Source organism: Psychromicrobium silvestre (assembly GCF_013408295.1).
In the GTDB taxonomy this organism is placed as follows: Bacteria; Actinomycetota; Actinomycetes; order Actinomycetales; family Micrococcaceae; genus Renibacterium; species Renibacterium silvestre.
Window position 1 is genome coordinate 1,610,243 of sequence record NZ_JACBYQ010000001.1, and the last position, 19,800, is coordinate 1,630,042.

A 19,800-nucleotide genomic window follows, 5' to 3' on the forward strand; every position below is an offset into this window, starting at 1 on the left:
CAGCCAGCCGGGCGTCGCCGTCGGGCGCTCTTTACTTCTCGACCGACCCACTGCCACCGAACAACCATCCGACCCCTAGGCCGAACACCGTATCGAGAGCAACCGTGATGCCAATCATGATGATCACGAAGACCAAGACCACCACGGTGTAGTTGACAAGTTCCTTGCGAGTGGGCGTGACCACCTTGCGGAGTTCGCCGATGATCTGACGAACGAAGAGCGCAATGCGTCCGAAGAAGCCCGGTCGGGCCCCTTTAGCTTTGCTGCCCGAGGCGTCCTTGCCAGTTTTTTTGGCGGGACGATCCGGGGAGCTGCTGGCAGCTGTATCGGTCAACTGTCCTGCCTTACTCGTCGAGTTACGGTGTGGATCGTGCGCAGGGCAGACAGGACTCGAACCTGCAACCTGCGGTTTTGGAGACCGCTGCGCTACCAATTGCGCCACTACCCTAGGTTGGGATGTTGACTTCATCCCCACATTTGCGGGGACCATGAAGGCGCGAACCATCATGGTGATTTCAACACCGGGAACCAAGTCTACGCAATCTAACCGACAACGTCGAACTCGACCTTCCAAACGCCTAGAGTGAAGGTAAGCAAGGCTCCTCACCCGAACCACCGCGAAGGAACAAACATGACCTCCAGCCGCATCTCGCAACGCATCGGATCGATCGCGGAATCCGCAACCTTAGCCGTCGATGCCAAGGCCAAAGCCCTCAAAGCTGCGGGCCGTCCGGTGATCAGCTTCGGCGCGGGCGAACCCGATTTCCCCACCCCGGACTACATCGTTGAGGCGGCCATTGCGGCGGCAAGGGATCCGAAGAACCACCGATACTCCCCCGCTGGTGGGCTGCCCGAGCTGCGCGAAGCCATTGCGGTGCAGACCCTGCGGGACAGCGCTTACAGCATCGATGCCTCTCAGGTTTTGGTCACCAATGGCGGCAAGCAGGCGGTTTACCAGGCCTTCGCTACGCTGCTTGACCCGGGCGACGAGGTGCTAGTGCCAAGCCCGTTCTGGACCACCTACCCGGAGGCCATCCGGCTGGCCGGTGGGGTGCCTGTCGAGGTCTTTGCGGGAGCCGATCAAGGCTATTTGGTAACTCTTGAGCAGTTGGAGGCGGCGCTGACCCCCCGCACCAAGGTGCTCCTGTTCGTCTCGCCCTCCAACCCGACCGGAGCGGTGTACTCGGCCGAGCAAACTCGACAGATCGGCCAGTGGGCAGCCTCAAAGGGGCTGTGGGTGGTCAGTGATGAGATCTATCAGCATCTGACCTACGACGGCGTGCCCTTCACTTCCATTGCGGCCGCGGCTCCCGAATTGGCCGACCGAGTGGTTCTGGTGAATGGGGTGGCAAAGACCTATGCCATGACCGGTTGGCGGGTGGGCTGGATGATTGGGCCGAAGGACGTGGTGAAGGCCGCGACCAACCTGCAATCGCATGCCACTTCCAATGTTTCCAATGTTTCGCAGCGGGCCGCGCTGGCTGCGGTCTCCGGTTCGCTGGACGCCGTGCACGAAATGGGGCTGGCCTTTGACCGGCGCCGAAAGACCATAGTGGCCGGGCTGAACCAGATCGCGGGCGTGGACTGCCCCACCCCGCACGGTGCTTTCTATGCTTACGCCGACGTCACCGAGCTTCTGCAACGGAAGCAGTTGGACAGTTCCGCTGCCCTGGCTTCGCTCATTCTGGACGAGGTAGAGGTGGCAGTGGTGCCAGGCGAGGCTTTCGGGCCGAGCGGCTACCTGCGACTGTCTTATGCCCTGGGCGACGACGATCTGGCCGAAGGGGTGCGACGGCTTCAGGAGTTCTTGGCCTGAGTTCGCTAAGTCTGAGTTCGCCCAACTTAAGTTCACCCAGCCTGCTGGGCCGGATCAGAGTAACTTCCGGTTCGCGGCCCAGCGGGTCAGTTCGTGCCGAGAGGAAAGCTGGAGTTTGCGCAGCACGGCGGACACATGGGTCTCCACCGTCTTGACCGAAATGAACAGTTGCTTCGCGGTTTCTTTATAGCTGTAGCCGCGAGCGATCAGCCGCATTACCTCGCCCTCCCTTGCGGACAGCCGGTCCAACTCGTCATCCACTGCAATGCCGGTACTGCCGAAGGCATCCAGGACGAAACCCGCCAGTCGGGGCGAGAAGACCGCGTCCCCACCGGCCACGGTCCGCACCGCCGCGGAAATCTCCGCCCCGGAGCTAGCCTTGGTCACGTAGCCGCGAGCTCCGGCCCTAATTACCGAGACCACATCCTCTGCCGCGTCGGAGACACTCAGGGCCAGGAACTTTACTTCGCCGAGCAGCGCCAGGGAGCCTTCAATCACCTCGCGCCCGCCGCCGCCCCTGCCGCCGGGCAGATGCACATCGAGCAACACCACCTCCGGGCGATGCTCGGCGATCGCGGCAACCGCCTCCTCGACGGTAGCCGCCTCGGCCAGCACCAGCAGGTCTGGTTCCAGATCGGCCTTCAGGCCGGACCGGAAGATGGCGTGGTCATCGACCACTACAACCTTTGTCATGCTGATTTTTCCTCCTGCTCAGCCGCACGCAGCGGCAACTTCAGCTGCACCTCGGTACCGTCTTCCGAAGAGTTAATAACCGCCGTCCCACCATGTCGCTGCATCCGTCCGATCACCGACTCCCGAACTCCCAGCCGGTCGGCCGGCACCTTCGAAATCTCAAAGCCGGGGCCCCGATCCCTAATGAACACCTCGGCAACGTCCGCCGTGGCTTCCAGGTACACCGAAACACTCGTTCCGGCATGGCGCACCGCATTCAAAATCGCCTCTCGACTGGCCTGCGCAAGTGCCTCCACGCCGTCGTCCATTACAGCGTCTCCCACCGCGATCAGTTCCACCGGCACACCGTGGGTGTCTTCCAGCTCGGCCGTGATCGCTTTCAAGCGGGCCACCAAGTTGGTCGGGTTCCGGCTGGCGTCTTGGTAAATCCAGTCCCGTAGCTCTCGCTCCTGGGCTCGCGCTAGGGTGAGAACATCCTGTTCGGAACCCGCCTTGCGCTGGATCAAAGCCAGGGTTTGCAGCACCGAGTCATGCAGGTGCGCTGCGATCTCCGCTCGTTCGGTCTCCCGTACCCTGGCGGCACGTTCCTCTTGCAGGTCTCGCCAAAGCCGCAGCGCCCAGGGAGTCAAGACCATCCCGACCCCGGCCAGCACGGCGAAGGCTGCGACCAATGCGGGCAGCACCCGATCCCAACCACCACCGCCAGTAACTAAAACGATGACACCGAGAGCCACGAGGACCAGCCCAGCCAGCAGGCGAAGCAGACCGAAGGGGCTACTCCGTTTGCTGCCTTCGGGCAGAACCGAGTTGAGCAGGGTGGCTCGACGAGTGGCATCTAATTGCAGCCAAACCAAGACCGCGCCTACCGCGATCACCGCAATGGGCAGTACCACCCCGAGTTGCAGATTCACCCCGAGCAATTGGACCAGAAAGAGCAGGGCGGCAATCAGCAACACGGCACCAATCACCACTTCTTTGGTGCCTCTGCGCTGCCAGATTCTATTGGCGTCCTCCAGTAGCTGGCGGGGTCGCGCCTCGGCTCCGCCCGGGGCTCCAGGTTCCGGCACCAGCGCCCAGAGCCAGAGGTAGAAAAGAATCCCTGCGCCGAAGAAAAGAGACGATAGGACCATGCCGAGCCGGACGGTGGAAACCCGCCAGCCTAGGTGCTCGGCAAGACCAGCACACACACCGGCGACCTTCCGGTCGGTGCTGCGGGTCAATGCGGGTCTGGCTACCATGCTTCGATTCAAGCACGTTCAGGGCCACCGAAGGCACGAACCAAGGGTAGGTTCAGGGTTGAATCAGGGGAACACCCGATAGCCGGCAAGCTAGTCAAGCCGCCAAGATGGAAATATGAGCGAAACGAATAGCACCCCGGAGGGGCAACCGGAGGCACATGATGAAACGACTGAGGCTACCCCCGCAGCGATGAATCCGGCATCGGCCGGGGCTTCAAGTGACCCCTACGGAAGCGGACCCCACGAAAGCGGCCCCTACGAAAGTGGCACCTACGGAAGCCCGCACAGTGCCCGCAGCGGCTGGCAGGGAAGCTCGCAAAGTGGCCCCCAAAGCGCGCAACAGGGCGGTCAGCCGGCGGCTAAGAACTTCTTCGATTGGTTGCGGGGCCTAGGAATTGTCCGCGGCAATGATCGCTGGATCGGGGGCGTTGCCAGCGGAGTCGCGGCACGCCTGGGCATCGATCCGATCATCGTCCGAGGCGTCATCGTGGTTGCCTCAATCTTTTTCGGCATCGGCCTGCTCGCCTATGGTGTGGCCTGGGCACTGCTGCCCGAGCCGGATGGTCGAATCCACGTCCAGGAAGTCGCCAAGGGTACCTGGAGCAGCGGCATGACGGGGGCCTCGATCTTTGTTCTGCTCGCTATCCTGCCGTTCTGGCGAGGGCTGCTGTTCTTCGACTCCGGATGGTGGTTTCCCTGGCCGTTGCTGGTAATTGCCGCGATTGTGACGCCGATGATTTTGGCGGTGAGCCGTGGCCGTAAGGCTACTCCGGCGGCTCAGTCACAGCCTCAGGGGCCGAGTCCCTATCGCCCGGAGAGCCCGGTAAGCGCTACTCATCCGGCCTTCAGCGCCTCCGCGAGTAGCGTTCCGGTACAGCCCTATCAGGGCTCACTACAAACATCGACGACGGCGGCCACCGCACCCTCGTCGCCCACCGTGCTGTTAGCTCCGACTACACAGCCCAAACCCAAGAAACCTCGAGCTAAAGGAGCGGGAGCGGCCGCCGTGGCCATCACCCTAGGTTTGGCCGCGCTGGTTTTCGGCGGCATCTTCCTGGCCGAATTGCTCGGCCTTGTCGGCGGCTCGGTTGCTGTACTGGCCTGGGCCTCGGCCGGTGTGGTGTGTGCGCTCGGCATTGTGGTTGCCGCTCTGCGTGGCCGGACCGGGAGCGGTCTGGGGTTCTTCGCGGTAACCTCCCTGATCGTGGCCGGTGCCCTGGCCTTGCTGCCCCAGGTTTCATCGAATGCACAGTGGAGCGTCGCTCGAACCACGAGTTGGTCCGTTGATCAACAGCAGGAAGCTCAGGACGGGTTCGTACTGATGGCCTCGAGCGGGGCGCTCGATCTCAGGCCGCTCAAGTCCCCGAATCAGACCGTCACGATTCCGATTCTGATCGCCGCAGCTTCAGCCAAGGTGCAGATTCCTGACAATGTCCCGGTGGAGGTCAGGGACAAGCTATGGGCTGGCAACGTCAGCGCTTGGATACATAATCCGGATAACACCCAAGTTCCGGGTCCAGCCACTTCGGCTCCGAACCGGATCTATCAATTCAATACGAGCGCTTCAGGACCCAAGATTATTCTTGAGGTCACCGGTCTCGGCACCTTGAGCGTAGTGACCAACAGCGAGGAGAAGTAGATGAGCAATCAGGAAACCCCGAATGCCCCGGAACGCGCAGGGGTGCGGATCAGCACACTAGTCTGGGGAGTTCTCTTGATCGCTATCGGAGCACTTATCGTGGTGGGTCGCTACTCATCTCTCGACCTCGACCCGCGCCTTGCCATGATCGGCATTCTGCTGCTGGCCGGCGTCGCACTGGTCTTCGGGGGTGTTCTTTCAGCCATCAGCCGCTCCCGCACTTCGCGACAGACCGAGCAGGCCGATCCCGAGCCCTTGGAGCTAGGCTGAAAGGGTGAACAAATTCTTTTCGCTGATGCGTAGAACCGGCCTGCGGCGTGGGCCACAGCGCTGGCTCGGCGGGGTGCTGGGCGGAATAGCGGCAGGCACGAAGATCGACGTGGCTTGGGTGCGAATAGGCTTCCTGATCTTCTGTCTGCTGCCCGGCCCCGCTTTCGTCTTCTATCTAGCGGCTTGGCTGATCGTTCCCGACCGGCAAGGAAACATTGTGCTGGAAAGACTCTGGTCAATGCGGCGGAGCTAGCCCTCCGTACCGCTCGATAATCACTGTCCGATCGTCACCGCCCGATCGCGGCTGTCCGATCGTCACCGCCCGATCACGGCTGTCCGATCGTCACCGCTCGATTTCGGCATCCGTTTCCCCTCGAGGCACCGCGAACGCCGGGTGCCTCGAGGGGAAACGGATGCTTTTTTGACGGATGCGAAACAGATGCGAAACAGAAGTAATACGGGATCAATACGGACGCGAACGGGATCCGGAAGAAAGCCCGATGGAAGCAGATTCGAAGCCCATCGGAACCCCGTTGAGAAGAATAAAGGCACGTCATGAAGTTACCCAGATCACAATTTAGCGGAGAATTGTTTAGAATCGAGACAGAGCTCAATGGAGTGCTCATCCCTGACTGATCCAAATCACAAGCAAGGATTGAGCCTTAATGAAGATCGGAATCCTGACCAGCGGTGGCGACTGCCCCGGACTCAACGCGGTAATCCGCGGTGCGGTGCTGAAGGGCATCAAGATTCACGGTCAGGAGTTTGTTGGCTTCCGCGATGGCTGGCGTGGCGTGGTCGAAGGCGACATTATGGATCTACCCCGACAGAGCGTGCGCGGCATCTCAAAACAGGGTGGCACCATCCTGGGAACCTCTCGGACTAACCCTTTCGACGGCGGCGGCCCCGAGATTATCAAGGCCCATATGGAACGCCTGGGCATCGATGCGATTATCGCCATTGGCGGCGAAGGTACCTTGGCAGCGGCCAAGCGACTGACCGACGTCGGACTCAAAATCGTTGGCGTACCCAAAACCGTAGACAACGACTTGGACGCCACCGACTACACCTTCGGCTTTGACACCGCCGTACAGATTGCCACCGAAGCCATCGACCGGCTGCGTACCACGGGAGAATCCCATCATCGCTGCATGATCGCCGAGGTGATGGGCCGGCACGTCGGTTGGATCGCCCTGCACGCCGGAATGGCGTCCGGCGCACATGCCATTCTGATTCCCGAGCAAAAGGTCAGCTTGGAACAGATCGCGGAATGGGTCAACGACGCTCACGAACGCGGCCGCGCACCCCTTGTCGTGGTTGCGGAGGGCTTTGTTCCGGAACACTTGGAGTCCCCGCATTCCGTGCGTGGTCTGGATACCTTCGGCCGGCCACGCCTGGGCGGCATTGGCGATCAGCTCTCCGCTCAAATTGAAGAGCGCACTGGCATCGAGACCCGGGCCACTATTCTGGGCCATATCCAGCGCGGCGGTGTGCCAACCGCCTATGACCGGGTGCTGGCAACTCGGCTAGGGATGGCAGCCATTGACTCCGTGGTGGACGGTCACTGGGGCACGATGGTGGCTCTCTCCGGAACCGAAATCGTCCATGTGCCCTTCGAAGCCGCTCTGGGGAACCTCAAAACCGTGCCACAGAGCCGTTACGACGAGGCATCGATTCTGTTCGGCTGAGCATGAGTTTCGATCAGAGCTCCACACCGATAGTTCAACTCGCCTGGGAGCGTTTGCTGGGCTTTTCCGATGGCAGCTTTGCCGAGGCCGCCCGCACTTCCGCGCCACAGCGGCTGAGACGAGTTACCGAAAAGACCGACCTCGCTATGTTCGTTCGGATCTTTGGCCTGGGCGTCCTGATCGGCCCGGATTGGTTCCTGGAGCGAGCTTCGACCCTGGCCGATGACGAACTCAGCCAGCATGCGACCCTGCTTTCCCTTGGTCTGGATCATGGAGCCCAGGGGCTGGGTGCCGCCGAGTTATTGGTGGCCGATGATCTAGAAGTGATCGATCCTGATCAGGAACTTCTGGTCTCCCTGGAGCCCGACGACGCCTCCCGGCTTTGCGCTGCCTGCCCACCCGATGATGTCAATGAGTCCGGACTGGCGGAGATGTCTGATCGGTTTAGCATCATGTCAGGAGACGATCCCATCGCCACCTCCGGATATCAAGAGTGGCGGAGCTTGCTCGCCCATCTGGGCCTGTTAGTAAAACCAGAATTGCGGCGAGCGGGTTACGGTCTGGCCGCTGCTGGCATTGCCGCACACGAAGCACTGGGAGCCGGGCTGATCCCACAGTGGCGGGCGTCAAAAGAGAACGAACCTTCCCGAGCGCTGGCTTTGAAATTAGGTTTTGTTCCTATCGGCACCCAGACCACCATTCGGCTACTTAGCTAAATTTCGAGCAGCTAAATTTCGGCTCATCGGACGTAGCCCACCGGTTCAGGCTTAGCGCACCGCTTTGAGGAACCCGCTCTGCCTACCCACAACCTGCCCCGCGTCGGTGGCCACAATAATCTCCTGCGCGGCGATATACGGTTCATCACCGTCCAGCACGGTCAGATCGGCTTCGGGGTCGACGTTTCGCTTGATCACCGCCAGTCCAATCGGACCCATCTCGTAGTGTTGCGCCACCGAGGTCAGCGTTCCCACATTGCGCTCGCCCAGCAGCACGGGCGAACCCACAACGGGCAAGGTGTGCTGGGAACCATCCAATTGCAGGAACACCAGCCTGCGCGGAGGATGCCCTAGGTTGTGCACTCGGGCTACCGTTTCCTGGCCCTTGTAGCAGCCCTTAGAGAGGTGGACGGCGGTGCGCAGCAGGTCCAATTCATGCGGAATCGACTTCTCGTCCGTCTCCGCTCCCCAACGGGGCCGCCAGGCTGCGATCCGGAGCGCCTCGACCGCCAGGCTTCCGGCCAGCGTCATTCCAGCGGCAAGCAAGGTCGAAACTGTGCTGTCCAATTCGGCTATCCGCACCAGGTATTCAAACCAGGGCCGATCCTGCCCTGGATGCGATTCGGGAACCGCATAGGCGAAGCCACCGGGCACCACGCCCGGCCAGGGATCCTGCCAACACGGAGTGCTTTCAAGCAACGGAGTCGTAGCGGCAAGAACACCCCATTCGGAACTGGCATCTGCAATCTCTACTCGCAACATGAATTTCATCGAACCAAGCCATTCGGCCAGCGGAGCAGCTTCGGCGGCCTCGACCAGCAGCCAGGCCGTCTCGCCGTCGTCCACAACATGCGCGTCATACTCGATCCGGCCCTGCAAACTGAGCAGCAGCAACTCGGCGGATTCACCGGCTGCGAGCCGCGAAACATCCTGTGAAGACAAAGTGGTGAGCCAGCTCAGCCGGTCCGGGCCGCTCACCGTGACCACTCCGTGCTGGGAATGATCGACGACGGCGGTGCCCGCGGCGAGCGCGCGCTGCTCACGGAGCGGATCGCCGTAGTGTGCGGCGACGCCCTGGTCCAGCCCTTCCGCGGCAACGGCTCCGGGGCGGGACAATAAGGGGCTTCGATAGGTCATACTGATGCCAACGGGGCTGGCAGCAAGGCTATTCCGCGGCTTCCGGGGCAGCGACCTTCTTCAAGATCGCCGAGGCGTGGGCTTCGAGCGAATTACCCTCGGCTGCGACATCCCAGCGCCAGAACAAATCTCCGTTCACCAGGCCGAAGATCCTGGTGGCTGCGGCGTAGTCCTTGGAACCGGCACCACGCATCACGGCGTCGGTGGAGAGCTGAATCTGCGGACCCTTGATGGTGCCGTAGTAAAGCTCGGAGATACCGCCGGGGTGGGTGATGGTCGCGGTGATATCGAAGCCGCCGCTGTCATTGCGTAGCTCTTCTACTGCGTCGGCGTCGCGTAAGGCTGGGACAATATCGGCCGGAATTAGTCCGGGGCCGCCGTCGGACTCACCAAGTTTGCGATCCAGAGCCCAGAAGCCCAGCTCGATGCTCAGCGGACGTAATTTATGACCTTCTTCATCGGTGAGCCAGCTCTCTGCAAGGTACTGCAGGTACGGCAAGCCATTCGAGCCGAAGCTGACGTGCTGGAAGAAGTGGCCTGAGTCGGCTTCGCCGGTACCCAGCCTGCCCTGACCTTCCCATTCACCGATCAACCAGGAGAGCGGAACCAGCTCCGGGGTCAGATCGGTGGGAATCTCAATGGGCACGGCTTACTTCTGGCCTTTGAACAGCCGCCAGACCACCAGACCGGCGAACCAAGCCATCGAAAGGCCGGCTACAACCAGCAACACAATGAAGAAAATTTCCAGACCGAGTGTCGACATGGCTTTATCCTATCGCGGCTCAGCGGTTGCTCAGACGATCAGCATTTTGTCGATGAAGTACACCATTGCGCCGAGTGAGAAGATCGGCGCCAGGCCGAGCGCAATCCCGCCCGGGATGCTGTGCACTGCCGGGGCGATGCTGGCCAGCCGGCGAAAGCTCAGCAAAATTGCCGCCACCACGAAGCCGATGATGGCAGCCTGCAGAATATGCATATCGGAGAAGAGCAGACCAACCAGCGGACCGGCCAGAGTGCCCAAAATCAGTCCCAGTGGAGCAATGATCCGGTCCGGCCAGCGAATCAGGCCTAGTAATAGGACGACGACGGCGCTTGCCCCGGTGATCAGTGTCATGGCGCTGTCACCGGTGAATCGGTGAGCGGCAATCCAGCCCGAACCCACGGCGGCAATCAACACCCCGACCACCCCGCCGAAAATTGATTCGAGCCGGTGGCTTTGCCCGGTACCCCGAATGAGCTGAATGATGAAGACCGCTCCCACTCCCACCGCGATAATGGGTGCCACCCAGAGCAGATAACCAGGACCACTGTTGAAATGAGCGGTGATCGCGGAGAGTGCGCCGACTAGGGAGATCGCGGTGCCGAGCGTCTTTCGGGCTGGGATAGCCAGATAGTGGGGCCAACCGAAACCGAAGAGCGCCGCCAGGATGATGGCAACCGCAAGTTCCAGGCCAGAAGCCGCATAGGAGACGGCCAGAATCGCTGCCAGGCCAAGTAGCCCAGTCAAGCCCACACTCCAGATCTTCATGGACTTCATTCTGCCTTATTGCCCTTAATCTTGCTCCCGCACCGTCCGCTAGCTGAGACCCACAGCGATAGCGGGCAACGCCGTCGAAATTGCCCGCTATACTCTTACCCAACCGAGTTCGGGGACCTGCCCAACCGGCCACGCCCGAAGATGCGCGCCTAAGCACATTGGAGGAACTCATGTCGCATATTTTGATATTGACCAATAGCACCGATTCTTCGGTGGATATCTTGCCTGCGCTGGAGTTGCTCAATCACCGGGTGCATGTGCTCCCCGCCGAGCCCTCTGCACTGGTCAACGCGGCACCCGCCGAGGTAATCCTGCTGGATGCCCGCAAAGACCTGGTTGGCGCCCGGTCCTTGACCCAATTGCTTCGCGCCACCGGCCCCGGCGCTCCTCTAATTCTGGTTCTCACCGAGGGTGGCATGGCAGCCATCTCCGCCAATTGGGCCGCGGACGACATTGTGCTCAACACGGCAGGACCAGCCGAGGTCGAGGCCCGCCTGCGCTTGTCGCTGGCTCGGACTCAGGAGGATCCCGACGAGGTTAGCGCCGAGATCCGCGCCGCGGGCGTGGTGATTGATGAGTCCTCCTATACCGCGCGGGTGAATGGCGCAGCGCTCAATCTGACTTATAAGGAATTCGAACTGCTCAAGTATTTGGCGCAGCACCCTGGCCGGGTGTTCACCAGGGCTCAGTTATTGCACGAGGTCTGGGGCTACGACTACTACGGTGGCACCCGCACGGTTGATGTGCACGTCCGGAGGCTGCGGGCCAAGCTCGGCTCCGACCACGAGAACTTAATCGGCACGGTGCGGAATGTGGGTTATCGGCTGACGCTGCTGAGAATGCCGGATGACGAGCTTTCGGACGTTTAGCGGCTTCGCCGTGTTGTTGCTGGCCACGTGTTTGGTTGGCTGCACGGCTACGGCGCCATCGGTTTCTTCTGGTTCCTCGTCTACGGCGACGACCGGGACGGTTTCTAGCACCACCGCGAGCGCGGGCTCGGTGCAAACCCTGGATTGCAGTAATCCGATCGGCCATGCCAGTTCTTCGGTGGATCTTGTGGATGGCACTGAGACGCTTAGTGTGGTGGCTCTGGGGTTTAAGGTTGGCCAGATCGTCTCTCTCGATGAGGCCTTTGGAGAGCAGGGCTTCCGATTCGCTAAGGTCGGCCTGGCGGTGCACACCGGTCTAACGTTTGAGCTCTCCGTGCGCGCCGATTGGCAAGACCGGGCCCGAATCGGCTGGAACAATTCCGGCAACACTCCGACCAGGACAGAGAAGTTTCCGGGCTGCAAACCCGGCGCCCCTGGAGCGGAATGGGTTGTCTTCCCGGGTGGCTTCTGGGTGAAGGCTCCGGCGTGCATTCCCTTAGTGGTGACTATCTCCACAGAGACGATCACTGTGCCGGTACCGATTGGCAAAGCCTGTGACCCCGGAGACGCTCTCTGAATCAACTTCTGCGGCATCTTCTTCGGCGGGATCTTCTTCGGCGGACAGCGCTTCAGCCTTGGGCGTTTGGTAAGTGCCGTGCGGGTGTTACTCCGGTCCGATCGTCTGTCTCGGGCAAGAAAAATGGCCCAGCTCTTGAGCCGGGCCATTTCTGAGTGGAGGACATACGGGTCGAACGTATCGCGGGCGCCCCACTGGCGCATCCCCCTCGTAACCCTCTCGGGCCGGAAATAACTATACCCGATCTTCTCACCGCATCTTCCCATCGCATTTTGTCACTACGTCTTCTCACCGCATCTTGTCGCTGCACTGGCCCCGGCTTCAACCAGCCCCCGCCCCACCAACTCCATCGCCAAATCGGCACCCGCTTCCCCTCAAGGCGCCTCTAATTTCGGGTGCATCGAGGGGAAACGGGTGCCGGAGCGGAAGCGTATGCCTCGAGGGGAAACGGGTGCCGGGATGGATTGCTGGTGGAGATAGGCTGAAAACATGGTTGAGCCAGAGCTGGACAAGGAAGAATCGATGTACTTCAGGGAAGAACCGATCGAGCCGAAGCTGCTGGCGGCAATGCGGCGATTGGCTGCCTCCGCAGAAGCATCGGATGGGCACCCACCGTTCTCCGATCAAAGCTGGGTCGAGGTGCGATCCGATCCTTCGACGGCTCGGATCTTTACCGCCTGCACTGCCCGCGAGGCTCCCGAGGAGGACGGCGACGTCGGCGGCTTGGCGGGGATCGCCGTCGTCACCGGGATGGGAGAGGCCGGAGCAGAAGAAGCCGGGTTATTGGAACTTGTCATCGACCCCGACCAGCGCCATCGGGGCTGGGCACGCTCCCTTATCCAGGCGGTGGAACATTCTTTGGGTTCCGCGGCCTTCCACGAACTAGAGGCTTGGTCTCACGGCGACCATCCTGCCGCCGCCAAGCTGGCCAAGCACCACGGCTTCCTGGCGAACCGTGAACTCTGGCAGATGCGACTCAATGTGACAGCAGATGACGAACCCGCGAATACGCTCCTGCCCGAGGGTCTGCGCTTGCGTTCCTTCGTACCGGGGCAAGACGAGAGCGCTTGGCTGGCGGTCAACGCCGAGGCCTTCGCACACCACCCCGAGCAGGGTTCAACCACCCTGGCGGATCTGCAGGCACGCGAGGCGGAAGACTGGTTCGATCCGGAAGGATTCCTGCTGGCCGTGGATCAGCAGGACGAAATCCTCGGCTTTCATTGGACCAAAGTCCACCCTGCTGCCGGACAAGATGCGGGAGGAGATGACGGACAAGAAGCGGGACAAGAAGCTCTGGGTGAGGTCTACGTGGTCGGGGTGAGTCCTCGTGCTCAAGGGCTAGGCCTCGGCAAGGCGCTCACCTCAGCGGGGCTGAGCTATTTGCGGGGCGAAGGCCTTAAGACCATCCTGCTTTACGTCGATGCGGATAACACCGCTGCCGTTGCGCTCTACCAGAAACTGGGCTTCAGCCGCTGGGATACCGATGTCATGTACGTCTCAGCTCAGAAGGAGCAGGGAAAACGGTGAAATAGTGCCCTGGGCGCTTGTAGGCTTGGAACAGAGTAACTGAGCCAGGCTAGATACCGGGCGAAATAGGAGGCAGTTCAGATGCAAGCCGATTCCGTGGGCACGGTGAGCCGAGGCGACCGCTTTGCCAGTTCCGAGGTACCCGCTGCCCGTGCAACCCAAGACCGGATCGACATTCCGGAGTTCGCACCAAGCCTCATTCCCGATGGCGAAATCAGCGCCGATCGGTTCCTAGACCGCGAGCTGAGCTGGCTCGCCTTTAACGCTCGAGTACTCGAACTTGCCGAGGACCCTGATCTGCATCTACTGGAGCGAGTGAATTTTCTCTCCATCTTTGCCTCCAACCTGGATGAGTTCTTCATGGTCCGGGTGGCCGGGCTGAAGCGGCGCATCGCCACCGGACTTGCTGTCCCCTCCCCCGCTGGGCTAAGTCCGCTTGAGGTACTTGAGCAGATCAGCGAGGAAGCCCACCGACTGCAAGCTCGGCATGCCCACACCTTCGCGGACCAGCTCCGCCCCGCGCTCGCCTATGAGCACATCCACCTGGTGCGCTGGGATGAGTTGGACGATGCAGCGAAGACCCAGCTGAGCAAGATGTTCTCCGAAAAAGTCTTCCCCATCCTGACCCCGCTAGCGGTGGACCCGGCTCACCCCTTCCCCTATATTTCCGGACTATCTCTCAACCTGGCCGTTGTGGTGCGCAACCCGGTGAGCGATAAAGAACTGTTCGCTCGCGTCAAGGTGCCGGATCAGCTGCCGCGGATGATCGCCGTCGACGGTCCCCGGGCGGGTACCGTGCCAGGCCGGGTGGCCCGCTTCATCCCGCTGGAGGACGTCATCGCCCAGCACCTCGATCAGCTTTTCCCGGGGATGGAGGTGCTGGAACATCACACCTTCCGGGTGACGCGTAACGAGGATCTCGAAGTTGAAGAGGACGACGCCGAGAACCTGCTGCAGGCGCTGGAGAAAGAGTTGCTGCGTCGGCGCTTCGGCCCGCCCGTGCGTTTGGAAGTAACCACCGATATCAACCCGAATATTCGGGCGTTACTGGTACGCGAGCTGGATATCGAGGAATCCGAGGTTTACGCCGTGCCCGCGCCCTTGGACCTGCGGGGGCTGAGCGTGATTGGAAACATCGATCGGCCGGATCTGCACTACCCCAAGCGGGTACCACACACCTCCCGCTATCTGAATGAGTCGGAGACCTCCAAGGCGGCAAACGTCTTCGCCGCGATGCGTCGTCGGGACATTTTGTTGCACCACCCCTACGACTCCTTCTCCACCTCGGTTCAGGCTTTCCTAGAGCAGGCTGCCGCCGATCCCAAGGTTCAGGCCATCAAGCAAACGCTGTACCGCACCTCGGGTGATTCGCCGATTGTGGATGCCCTGGTGGACGCCGCGGAGGCGGGCAAACAGGTGCTGGCGCTGGTGGAGATCAAGGCTCGCTTCGATGAGCAAGCCAATATCTCTTGGGCGCGCAAGCTGGAACAAGCCGGTGTGCACGTGGTCTACGGCATTGTGGGCCTCAAAACGCACTGCAAGCTCTCCTTGGTGGTCCGCCAAGAGCAGGACGGCCTGCGCCGTTACTGCCACATCGGAACCGGTAACTATCACCCGCGCACGGCCCGTTATTACGAGGACCTGGGCTTACTCACCGCGGATAACAAGGTCGGTGAGGACCTCACCCGGCTGTTCAATCAGCTCTCCGGCTACGCTCCTAAATCGACCTTCAAGCGGCTTCTGGTGGCACCACGCTCGGTGCGTTCCGGGCTGATTGATCGGATCGAGACCGAAATCTCCAACGCCAAGGCCGGATTGGCCGCGAAGGTGCAGATCAAGGTCAACTCCATCGTTGACGAGGCCATTATCGATTCCCTTTACCGAGCCTCCCAGGCCGGAGTTAAGGTCGAGGTGATCGTCCGAGGCATTTGCTCACTGCGCCCCGGTGTGCCCGGTCTGAGCGAGAACATCACGGTGCGCTCGGTACTGGGCCGCTTCCTGGAACACTCTCGAGTCTTCAGCTTCGCCAATGCCGGTGACCCCGTGGTCTTCATTGGCTCCGCGGATATGATGCATCGTAATCTGGATCGTCGGGTGGAGGCTCTGGTGCAGCTCTCCAATCCGGAAGACGTGAACTATGTGACCTCTTTGATGGACCGCTATGCCGATGACGGAACCTCTAGCTGGCATCTGAACAACGAAGGAATCTGGACTCGTCATCACATCGACGCCGAAGGCGGTCCGCTGTCTGATGTTCAGTCTTGGCTGTTGGCCAGCCGTTCCCGTCAGCGGTCGGCTGCTAACCGGTAATGACTGATCTTCCTCTCTCCCCCGAGAGCAGCACTGTCGACGTCGGCGGACAGCTGCCCACGGTGCTCGCCGCCGGGGCGCTATGTTGGCGAATCCGGAAAAAGCAGCTGTGGGTGCTACTTATTCATCGTCCGCGTTACGACGATTGGTCTTGGCCCAAAGGCAAGCACGATCCGGGTGAAACCATCCCGGAAACCGCAGTCCGCGAGGTCTGGGAGGAGGCCGGGGTCAAGGTCACCTTGGGCATCCCGTTGCCCTCGATCGACTATCCGGTGGCTGCAGGCCTCAAGCGCGTCTACTACTGGGCTGCCGAGTTGGAGGATCAGAAGCCCCAACCGGATGGCAAGGAAGCCGATGACGTGCTGTGGTGCACGGTGGAACGAGCCCGCGAGCTGCTGAGCAATCCCACCGACATTGAGCCCTTGGATGCCTTGGAGAATGCTCATCGAGCTAAGCTCCTGGATAGCTGGACCTTGTTGGTTCTTCGCCATGCTAAGGCTAAGCCCCGCTCCTCTTGGACCAGAGCGGAAGGCGACCGTCCTTTGGCCGCCACCGGGCAACGGCAAGCCGCCGCGGTCAAGCGGCTGCTGATGGCTTGGCAGCCCGACAGGGTGGTGAGCAGTCCCTGGCTGCGTTGTGTGGCAACGATCTCCCCCTATTTGAAGGCCAGCAAGTCCAAGGTCAAGCTGCTCGAAGCGTTGACCGAAGCAAGTCACCGGCGCAAACCCGGGAAAGTTCAAGCCACGGTGGAAGGGTTGTTCGATAAGCGCAAAGCCGTGGTGCTTTGCACTCATCGACCGGTTTTGCCGACGGTTTTCAAGCAATTGGGCGCCCATATGAACTCTGCGCTGCGCTCGGCGCTTCCAGTGCAGGATCCCTATCTGAGCCCCGGCGAAGTGCTGGTCTGCCAGGTGGTGGGCGATCGGGTGATTTCGGTGGAGCGATTTAGACCATTTGAGGATTAATTCGCGATAACTCCTTGACCTTGACGGTTTTGTATCAAATGATTGACACAAAGTTATCGAGGGAGGGCCAATGTTCGAGATTCCGATAGGCTCGGTGATCTTTACGCTCGGTGCTGCGATTTTCGTTTACCTGCTGCTGCGTTATCTCACCTGGCGGCCTGTGCCTTCCGATCGGATCGGCACGGCTCGGGGGCATGCGTTCTGGACCGGTGTCATCGCCTTCTTCGCCAGCGGATTCAACTCAGGGTCCAATCCTGGTCAGCTCTCATACCCCCTGGGCCTTCGAACAGCTCCCGATGGCGTCCAAACCTCGGTGACGAGCATCTGGCTAAATTCAGTCGTCACCATCTCTTGGCCACTAATCGCCTTCATGGCTGTCTACCTGATCAGCCAGTTCACCTTCCCCAAGCCTCGTGGAACGGTGCGCAATGCGGAACTGAGTAGACGTCGAGTGACGGATTTTATTCCCCGGAATCTTGCAATCTTTGCCGCTCTCGTCCTAGCTACCAGCGGCTTTCTCATCAGTGGTTTACTAGGTCTTCCTGGCTTCGACTCATACCAGCATCCCAATGGTGTCCAGCAAGCTGGAGTGTACGAATCCAGCACCTCCTACCCCGGTCGAATGGACGGTACTGCCTTCGCAACCGTCCTCTGGGCTGGCTTGGCGCTGCTAGTCCTTGGCACAGGACTATTGCTCTGGTGCATCGCGCGTCGCCGCAATTTGGAAGGCCTGAGTACAGCTAACAACTCAACCCTGCGTAGCATTTCGATGAACCGGCTACTAAGAACCACGGTCTTGGCCAGTTGCGGCTTAGTGAACTCGGCGCTTCAGTACACCCGGATCGTCCCCGACCACGAGCCCATGCAACCTCTCCTGGAACCCACCCTCTGGGGTATTTCCAGCAACGCCATTGGCCTTTCTTCGTTCCTTATCTTCGCCGTGCTGCTGTTCTGGCGTCCCCCGACCATGGATGAGCGCAATGGGCGAGCTGAGGTGACCCTGACAGAAGATCCAGCACAATTGAAGCAACTCACCATGGACCGGGTCGCGCTGACTTGGAGCAATATGGTCAGGCTAAGCTTGGTCGTTCCGATCCTGCTGCTGCTCATTATTGGCATCTTCTTGACCAGTCCAGCACCCCCGTCAACGACGGTAGCCGCGGCGTTCTGGCTCATCATCGGTGCGGCTTGCCAGCTCTTCCTACTGATAGGAGAAGTACTACTTTGGCGGTGGTACGGAGTGGGCGAGGCCAGTAGACAAACCCTACTTCCGCCGCAATGGCTTATCGCGACAATGGCCCTGTGTACCGTCCTGTTCGTCGTCTGCCTCAGCTACAACTCCCTTGCACACGTGCCGGGGGACGGAACCTGGGCGCATCCAATCCTTGCCGCATTTCTGCTGCTCGCGCTTACCGTGACGAATTGCTATCTGGCCGCAGTGAGGGCAAAGATTGCTTTCAGTTCGGAACTAATCGACGGAACCCTCCGCAAAGTAACCGCCTTCCGAGCGACCCGATTGGCTGCTGCAGGTCTATGCGCCTCCTCGGCGCAGTTGTTGACCTACCCCGGCCCTCCTGACCAGCCTCAGATTGCTGTCGTTGGCGCTGTGATCTTGGCTGTCAGCGCTGTAATACTAGCCGTTATCCCCGGCCCCACCAGAGAAATCCCGGGCCTCGAGCCCTTCGGACAGTTTGATCACGCTGCCTCTCAGAGCCGACCATGACAGTCGGGCTGAGAATAGAGCTGAACTCCCCCACTCCGCCCTATGAACAGATTAGAACCCAGATTGCCTCCCTCATTGCGGTCGGCTCACTGAGACCCGGCTCCCAACTACCTACCGTCCGCTCCCTCGCTTCAGATCTGGGTGTAGCAATCGGAACAGTTGGACGAGCTTATAAGGAACTCGAAGCCCAGGGACTGATCGAAAGCCGTCGACGCTCTGGCACCGTGGTGGCGGTGACTGCGCCCGAACGGGAGAACGGTAACATCGAACAGCTTGCTGTCCTACAGGCATTAGAACAGCTAATAGCAAGCAGTCATGCGGCAGGCCTCAGTGCCGAGCATGTACTTGGTCTGGTGCGAGGGCGACTACAGAGTGATCAAGTTGGAGCGATACTACAAACCACGAAAGAACCGGGACGATGATCAACCAAACCGTGCTGGACGAACTCTGGAACTTCGATAATCCGGAGCTCTCGGCCGAGCGATTCGGCCAGGCCATTGAGAATGTCGCGCAGCAAACGGACCAGGATGAGTTCAAAACCCAGCTGGCCCGCGCGCTCGGTTTACAAGGTGAGTTCGAGAAGGCCGAAGAGATTCTCTCCAGTATCGGACTCTCGACGGCGGCTCCGGTGGTCCGCACCAGGGTGGCATTGGAGCGCGGTCGCCTAGCCAATAGCTCGGGCCGATCTGCCGAAGCGCCGCCGCACTTTACCTCCGCCGCTGAGCTAGCTGAGTCGGTTGAGTTGGCTGAGCAGGAAAATCTGGAATTCCTGCGGATCGATGCCCTGCATATGTTGGCCATTGTGGATCACGAACACGCTGAATCTTGGGCAAGGCAAGGCCTCCTGCTCGCCGAGAATAGCCACGACCCGCGCACCCAACGCTGGGCAGTGAGCCTGCACAACAACCTGGGCTGGACCTATTTTGACGCCGGGGAGCTCGCGCGAGCATTGCCCGAGTTCGAAGCGGCGCTCCACTGGGCGCAGAAAGCCGGGACCGAGGCACAGCGCACCTTCGCTCAGCAGGCAATCGAAGAGTGCCAAGAGGCGATTGCCGCCCAGGCTTAGTCGTCCTCCGGTCAGCAGCAGCCGCGATA

General features: G+C 60.7%; 20 protein-coding genes and 1 tRNA gene. 14 read left to right on the forward strand and 7 right to left on the reverse strand.

Features of this window, described 5'->3' with window-relative positions; all coding sequences use genetic code 11:
• Positions 1–31: 31 nt before the first annotated feature.
• Both secE and FHU41_RS07615 read right to left on the reverse strand, forming a co-directional pair.
• Positions 32–334, reverse strand: coding sequence for a preprotein translocase subunit SecE (secE, locus tag FHU41_RS07610; RefSeq protein ID WP_179388957.1), 303 nt, complete (start codon positions 332–334; stop codon positions 32–34).
• Between the two features lie 41 nt (positions 335–375).
• Positions 376–448: transfer RNA gene (locus FHU41_RS07615), tRNA-Trp, on the reverse strand.
• Between the two features lie 183 nt (positions 449–631).
• Here FHU41_RS07615 and FHU41_RS07620 point away from each other — a divergent pair.
• Entirely contained in the window at positions 632–1,816 is a 1,185-nt protein-coding gene (locus tag FHU41_RS07620; RefSeq protein ID WP_179388958.1) for a pyridoxal phosphate-dependent aminotransferase, read from the forward strand.
• Between the two features lie 54 nt (positions 1,817–1,870).
• Here FHU41_RS07620 and FHU41_RS07625 read toward each other — a convergent pair whose 3' ends face one another.
• Positions 1,871–2,509 (reverse strand): LuxR C-terminal-related transcriptional regulator, encoded by a 639-nt coding sequence (locus tag FHU41_RS07625; RefSeq protein ID WP_179388959.1) that lies wholly within the window; start codon positions 2,507–2,509, stop codon positions 1,871–1,873.
• Positions 2,506–3,747, reverse strand: a complete 1,242-nt coding sequence (locus FHU41_RS07630) for an ATP-binding protein (RefSeq protein WP_179388960.1) — start codon at positions 3,745–3,747, stop codon at positions 2,506–2,508. Before FHU41_RS07630 ends, FHU41_RS07625 begins: the two co-directional genes overlap by 4 nt.
• Positions 3,748–3,862: 115 nt before the next feature.
• On the opposite strand from FHU41_RS07630, the gene FHU41_RS07635 reads away from it, so the two are divergent.
• The 5 genes from FHU41_RS07635 (at position 3,863) to FHU41_RS07655 (ending at position 8,060) form a co-directional block, all read left to right on the forward strand.
• The gene (locus FHU41_RS07635; protein WP_179388961.1) at positions 3,863–5,386 is read left to right on the forward strand and encodes a PspC domain-containing protein; all 1,524 of its coding nucleotides are present in this window, start codon (positions 3,863–3,865) and stop codon (positions 5,384–5,386) included.
• Positions 5,387–5,656 carry a hypothetical protein gene (locus tag FHU41_RS07640; RefSeq protein WP_179388962.1) on the forward strand — a complete coding sequence of 90 codons (270 nt, stop codon included), beginning with the start codon at positions 5,387–5,389 and terminating at the stop codon, positions 5,654–5,656.
• Positions 5,657–5,660: 4 nt separating this feature from the next.
• Positions 5,661–5,909, forward strand: coding sequence for a PspC domain-containing protein (locus tag FHU41_RS07645; protein ID WP_179388963.1), 249 nt, complete (start codon positions 5,661–5,663; stop codon positions 5,907–5,909).
• A 412-nt stretch (positions 5,910–6,321) separates the two neighbouring features.
• Positions 6,322–7,344, forward strand: coding sequence for a 6-phosphofructokinase (locus FHU41_RS07650; RefSeq protein ID WP_179388964.1), 1,023 nt, complete (start codon positions 6,322–6,324; stop codon positions 7,342–7,344).
• A 2-nt stretch (positions 7,345–7,346) separates the two neighbouring features.
• Positions 7,347–8,060, forward strand: a complete 714-nt coding sequence (locus FHU41_RS07655; protein ID WP_179388965.1) for a GNAT family N-acetyltransferase — start codon at positions 7,347–7,349, stop codon at positions 8,058–8,060.
• Between the two features lie 51 nt (positions 8,061–8,111).
• On the opposite strand, the gene ygfZ is transcribed toward FHU41_RS07655, so the two are convergent.
• The 3 genes from ygfZ to FHU41_RS07670 form a co-directional block, all read right to left on the reverse strand.
• Positions 8,112–9,197 (reverse strand): CAF17-like 4Fe-4S cluster assembly/insertion protein YgfZ, encoded by a 1,086-nt coding sequence (gene ygfZ / locus FHU41_RS07660; RefSeq protein WP_179388966.1) that lies wholly within the window; start codon positions 9,195–9,197, stop codon positions 8,112–8,114.
• A gap of 28 nt (positions 9,198–9,225) precedes the next feature.
• Positions 9,226–9,843, reverse strand: a complete 618-nt coding sequence (locus FHU41_RS07665) for a heme-binding beta-barrel domain-containing protein (protein WP_179388967.1) — start codon at positions 9,841–9,843, stop codon at positions 9,226–9,228.
• Positions 9,844–9,990: 147 nt separating this feature from the next.
• Positions 9,991–10,725, reverse strand: coding sequence for a permease (locus tag FHU41_RS07670; protein ID WP_179388968.1), 735 nt, complete (start codon positions 10,723–10,725; stop codon positions 9,991–9,993).
• A gap of 179 nt (positions 10,726–10,904) precedes the next feature.
• On the opposite strand from FHU41_RS07670, the gene FHU41_RS07675 reads away from it, so the two are divergent.
• The 8 genes from FHU41_RS07675 to FHU41_RS07710 all read left to right on the forward strand — a co-directional run bounded on the left by FHU41_RS07675 (position 10,905) and on the right by FHU41_RS07710 (position 19,771).
• Positions 10,905–11,603, forward strand: coding sequence for a winged helix-turn-helix transcriptional regulator (locus tag FHU41_RS07675; protein ID WP_179388969.1), 699 nt, complete (start codon positions 10,905–10,907; stop codon positions 11,601–11,603).
• Positions 11,581–12,180, forward strand: a complete 600-nt coding sequence (locus FHU41_RS07680) for a hypothetical protein (RefSeq protein WP_179388970.1) — start codon at positions 11,581–11,583, stop codon at positions 12,178–12,180. Before FHU41_RS07675 ends, FHU41_RS07680 begins: the two co-directional genes overlap by 23 nt.
• A 489-nt stretch (positions 12,181–12,669) precedes the next feature.
• Positions 12,670–13,707: a mycothiol synthase gene (mshD, locus tag FHU41_RS07685; RefSeq protein WP_246279451.1), complete on the forward strand. Its 1,038-nt coding sequence runs from the start codon at positions 12,670–12,672 to the stop codon at positions 13,705–13,707.
• A gap of 81 nt (positions 13,708–13,788) precedes the next feature.
• The gene (locus FHU41_RS07690; RefSeq protein WP_179388971.1) at positions 13,789–16,017 is read left to right on the forward strand and encodes an RNA degradosome polyphosphate kinase; all 2,229 of its coding nucleotides are present in this window, start codon (positions 13,789–13,791) and stop codon (positions 16,015–16,017) included.
• Positions 16,017–16,982 (forward strand): NUDIX hydrolase, encoded by a 966-nt coding sequence (locus tag FHU41_RS07695; RefSeq protein WP_179388972.1) that lies wholly within the window; start codon positions 16,017–16,019, stop codon positions 16,980–16,982. Before FHU41_RS07690 ends, FHU41_RS07695 begins: the two co-directional genes overlap by 1 nt.
• Before the next feature lie 70 nt (positions 16,983–17,052).
• Positions 17,053–18,705: a hypothetical protein gene (locus FHU41_RS07700; RefSeq protein ID WP_179388973.1), complete on the forward strand. Its 1,653-nt coding sequence runs from the start codon at positions 17,053–17,055 to the stop codon at positions 18,703–18,705.
• A complete protein-coding gene (locus FHU41_RS07705) occupies positions 18,702–19,127 on the forward strand; it encodes a GntR family transcriptional regulator (protein WP_179388974.1) in 426 nt (141 codons plus the stop codon). Before FHU41_RS07700 ends, FHU41_RS07705 begins: the two co-directional genes overlap by 4 nt.
• On the forward strand, positions 19,124–19,771 hold the full coding sequence (locus FHU41_RS07710; protein ID WP_179388975.1) for a tetratricopeptide repeat protein: 648 nt from the start codon (positions 19,124–19,126) through the stop codon (positions 19,769–19,771). Before FHU41_RS07705 ends, FHU41_RS07710 begins: the two co-directional genes overlap by 4 nt.
• Positions 19,772–19,800: the final 29 nt, after the last annotated feature.

Bases quoted from the DNA above. Each gene is read 5' to 3' on its own strand.
- FHU41_RS07620 (WP_179388958.1), top strand. From the start codon at position 632: ATGACCTCCAGCCGCATCTCGCAACGCATCGGATCGATCGCGGAATCC.
- FHU41_RS07625 (WP_179388959.1), bottom strand. From the start codon at position 2,509: ATGACAAAGGTTGTAGTGGTCGATGACCACGCCATCTTCCGGTCCGGC.
- FHU41_RS07630 (WP_179388960.1), bottom strand. From the start codon at position 3,747: ATGGTAGCCAGACCCGCATTGACCCGCAGCACCGACCGGAAGGTCGCC.
- FHU41_RS07635 (WP_179388961.1), top strand. From the start codon at position 3,863: ATGAGCGAAACGAATAGCACCCCGGAGGGGCAACCGGAGGCACATGAT.
- FHU41_RS07640 (WP_179388962.1), top strand. From the start codon at position 5,387: ATGAGCAATCAGGAAACCCCGAATGCCCCGGAACGCGCAGGGGTGCGG.
- FHU41_RS07650 (WP_179388964.1), top strand. From the start codon at position 6,322: ATGAAGATCGGAATCCTGACCAGCGGTGGCGACTGCCCCGGACTCAAC.
- FHU41_RS07655 (WP_179388965.1), top strand. From the start codon at position 7,347: ATGAGTTTCGATCAGAGCTCCACACCGATAGTTCAACTCGCCTGGGAG.
- ygfZ (WP_179388966.1), bottom strand. From the start codon at position 9,197: ATGACCTATCGAAGCCCCTTATTGTCCCGCCCCGGAGCCGTTGCCGCG.
- FHU41_RS07670 (WP_179388968.1), bottom strand. From the start codon at position 10,725: ATGAAGATCTGGAGTGTGGGCTTGACTGGGCTACTTGGCCTGGCAGCG.
- FHU41_RS07675 (WP_179388969.1), top strand. From the start codon at position 10,905: ATGTCGCATATTTTGATATTGACCAATAGCACCGATTCTTCGGTGGAT.
- FHU41_RS07680 (WP_179388970.1), top strand. From the start codon at position 11,581: ATGACGAGCTTTCGGACGTTTAGCGGCTTCGCCGTGTTGTTGCTGGCC.
- mshD (WP_246279451.1), top strand. From the start codon at position 12,670: ATGGTTGAGCCAGAGCTGGACAAGGAAGAATCGATGTACTTCAGGGAA.
- FHU41_RS07690 (WP_179388971.1), top strand. From the start codon at position 13,789: ATGCAAGCCGATTCCGTGGGCACGGTGAGCCGAGGCGACCGCTTTGCC.
- FHU41_RS07695 (WP_179388972.1), top strand. From the start codon at position 16,017: ATGACTGATCTTCCTCTCTCCCCCGAGAGCAGCACTGTCGACGTCGGC.
- FHU41_RS07700 (WP_179388973.1), top strand. From the start codon at position 17,053: ATGTTCGAGATTCCGATAGGCTCGGTGATCTTTACGCTCGGTGCTGCG.
- FHU41_RS07705 (WP_179388974.1), top strand. From the start codon at position 18,702: ATGACAGTCGGGCTGAGAATAGAGCTGAACTCCCCCACTCCGCCCTAT.
- FHU41_RS07710 (WP_179388975.1), top strand. From the start codon at position 19,124: ATGATCAACCAAACCGTGCTGGACGAACTCTGGAACTTCGATAATCCG.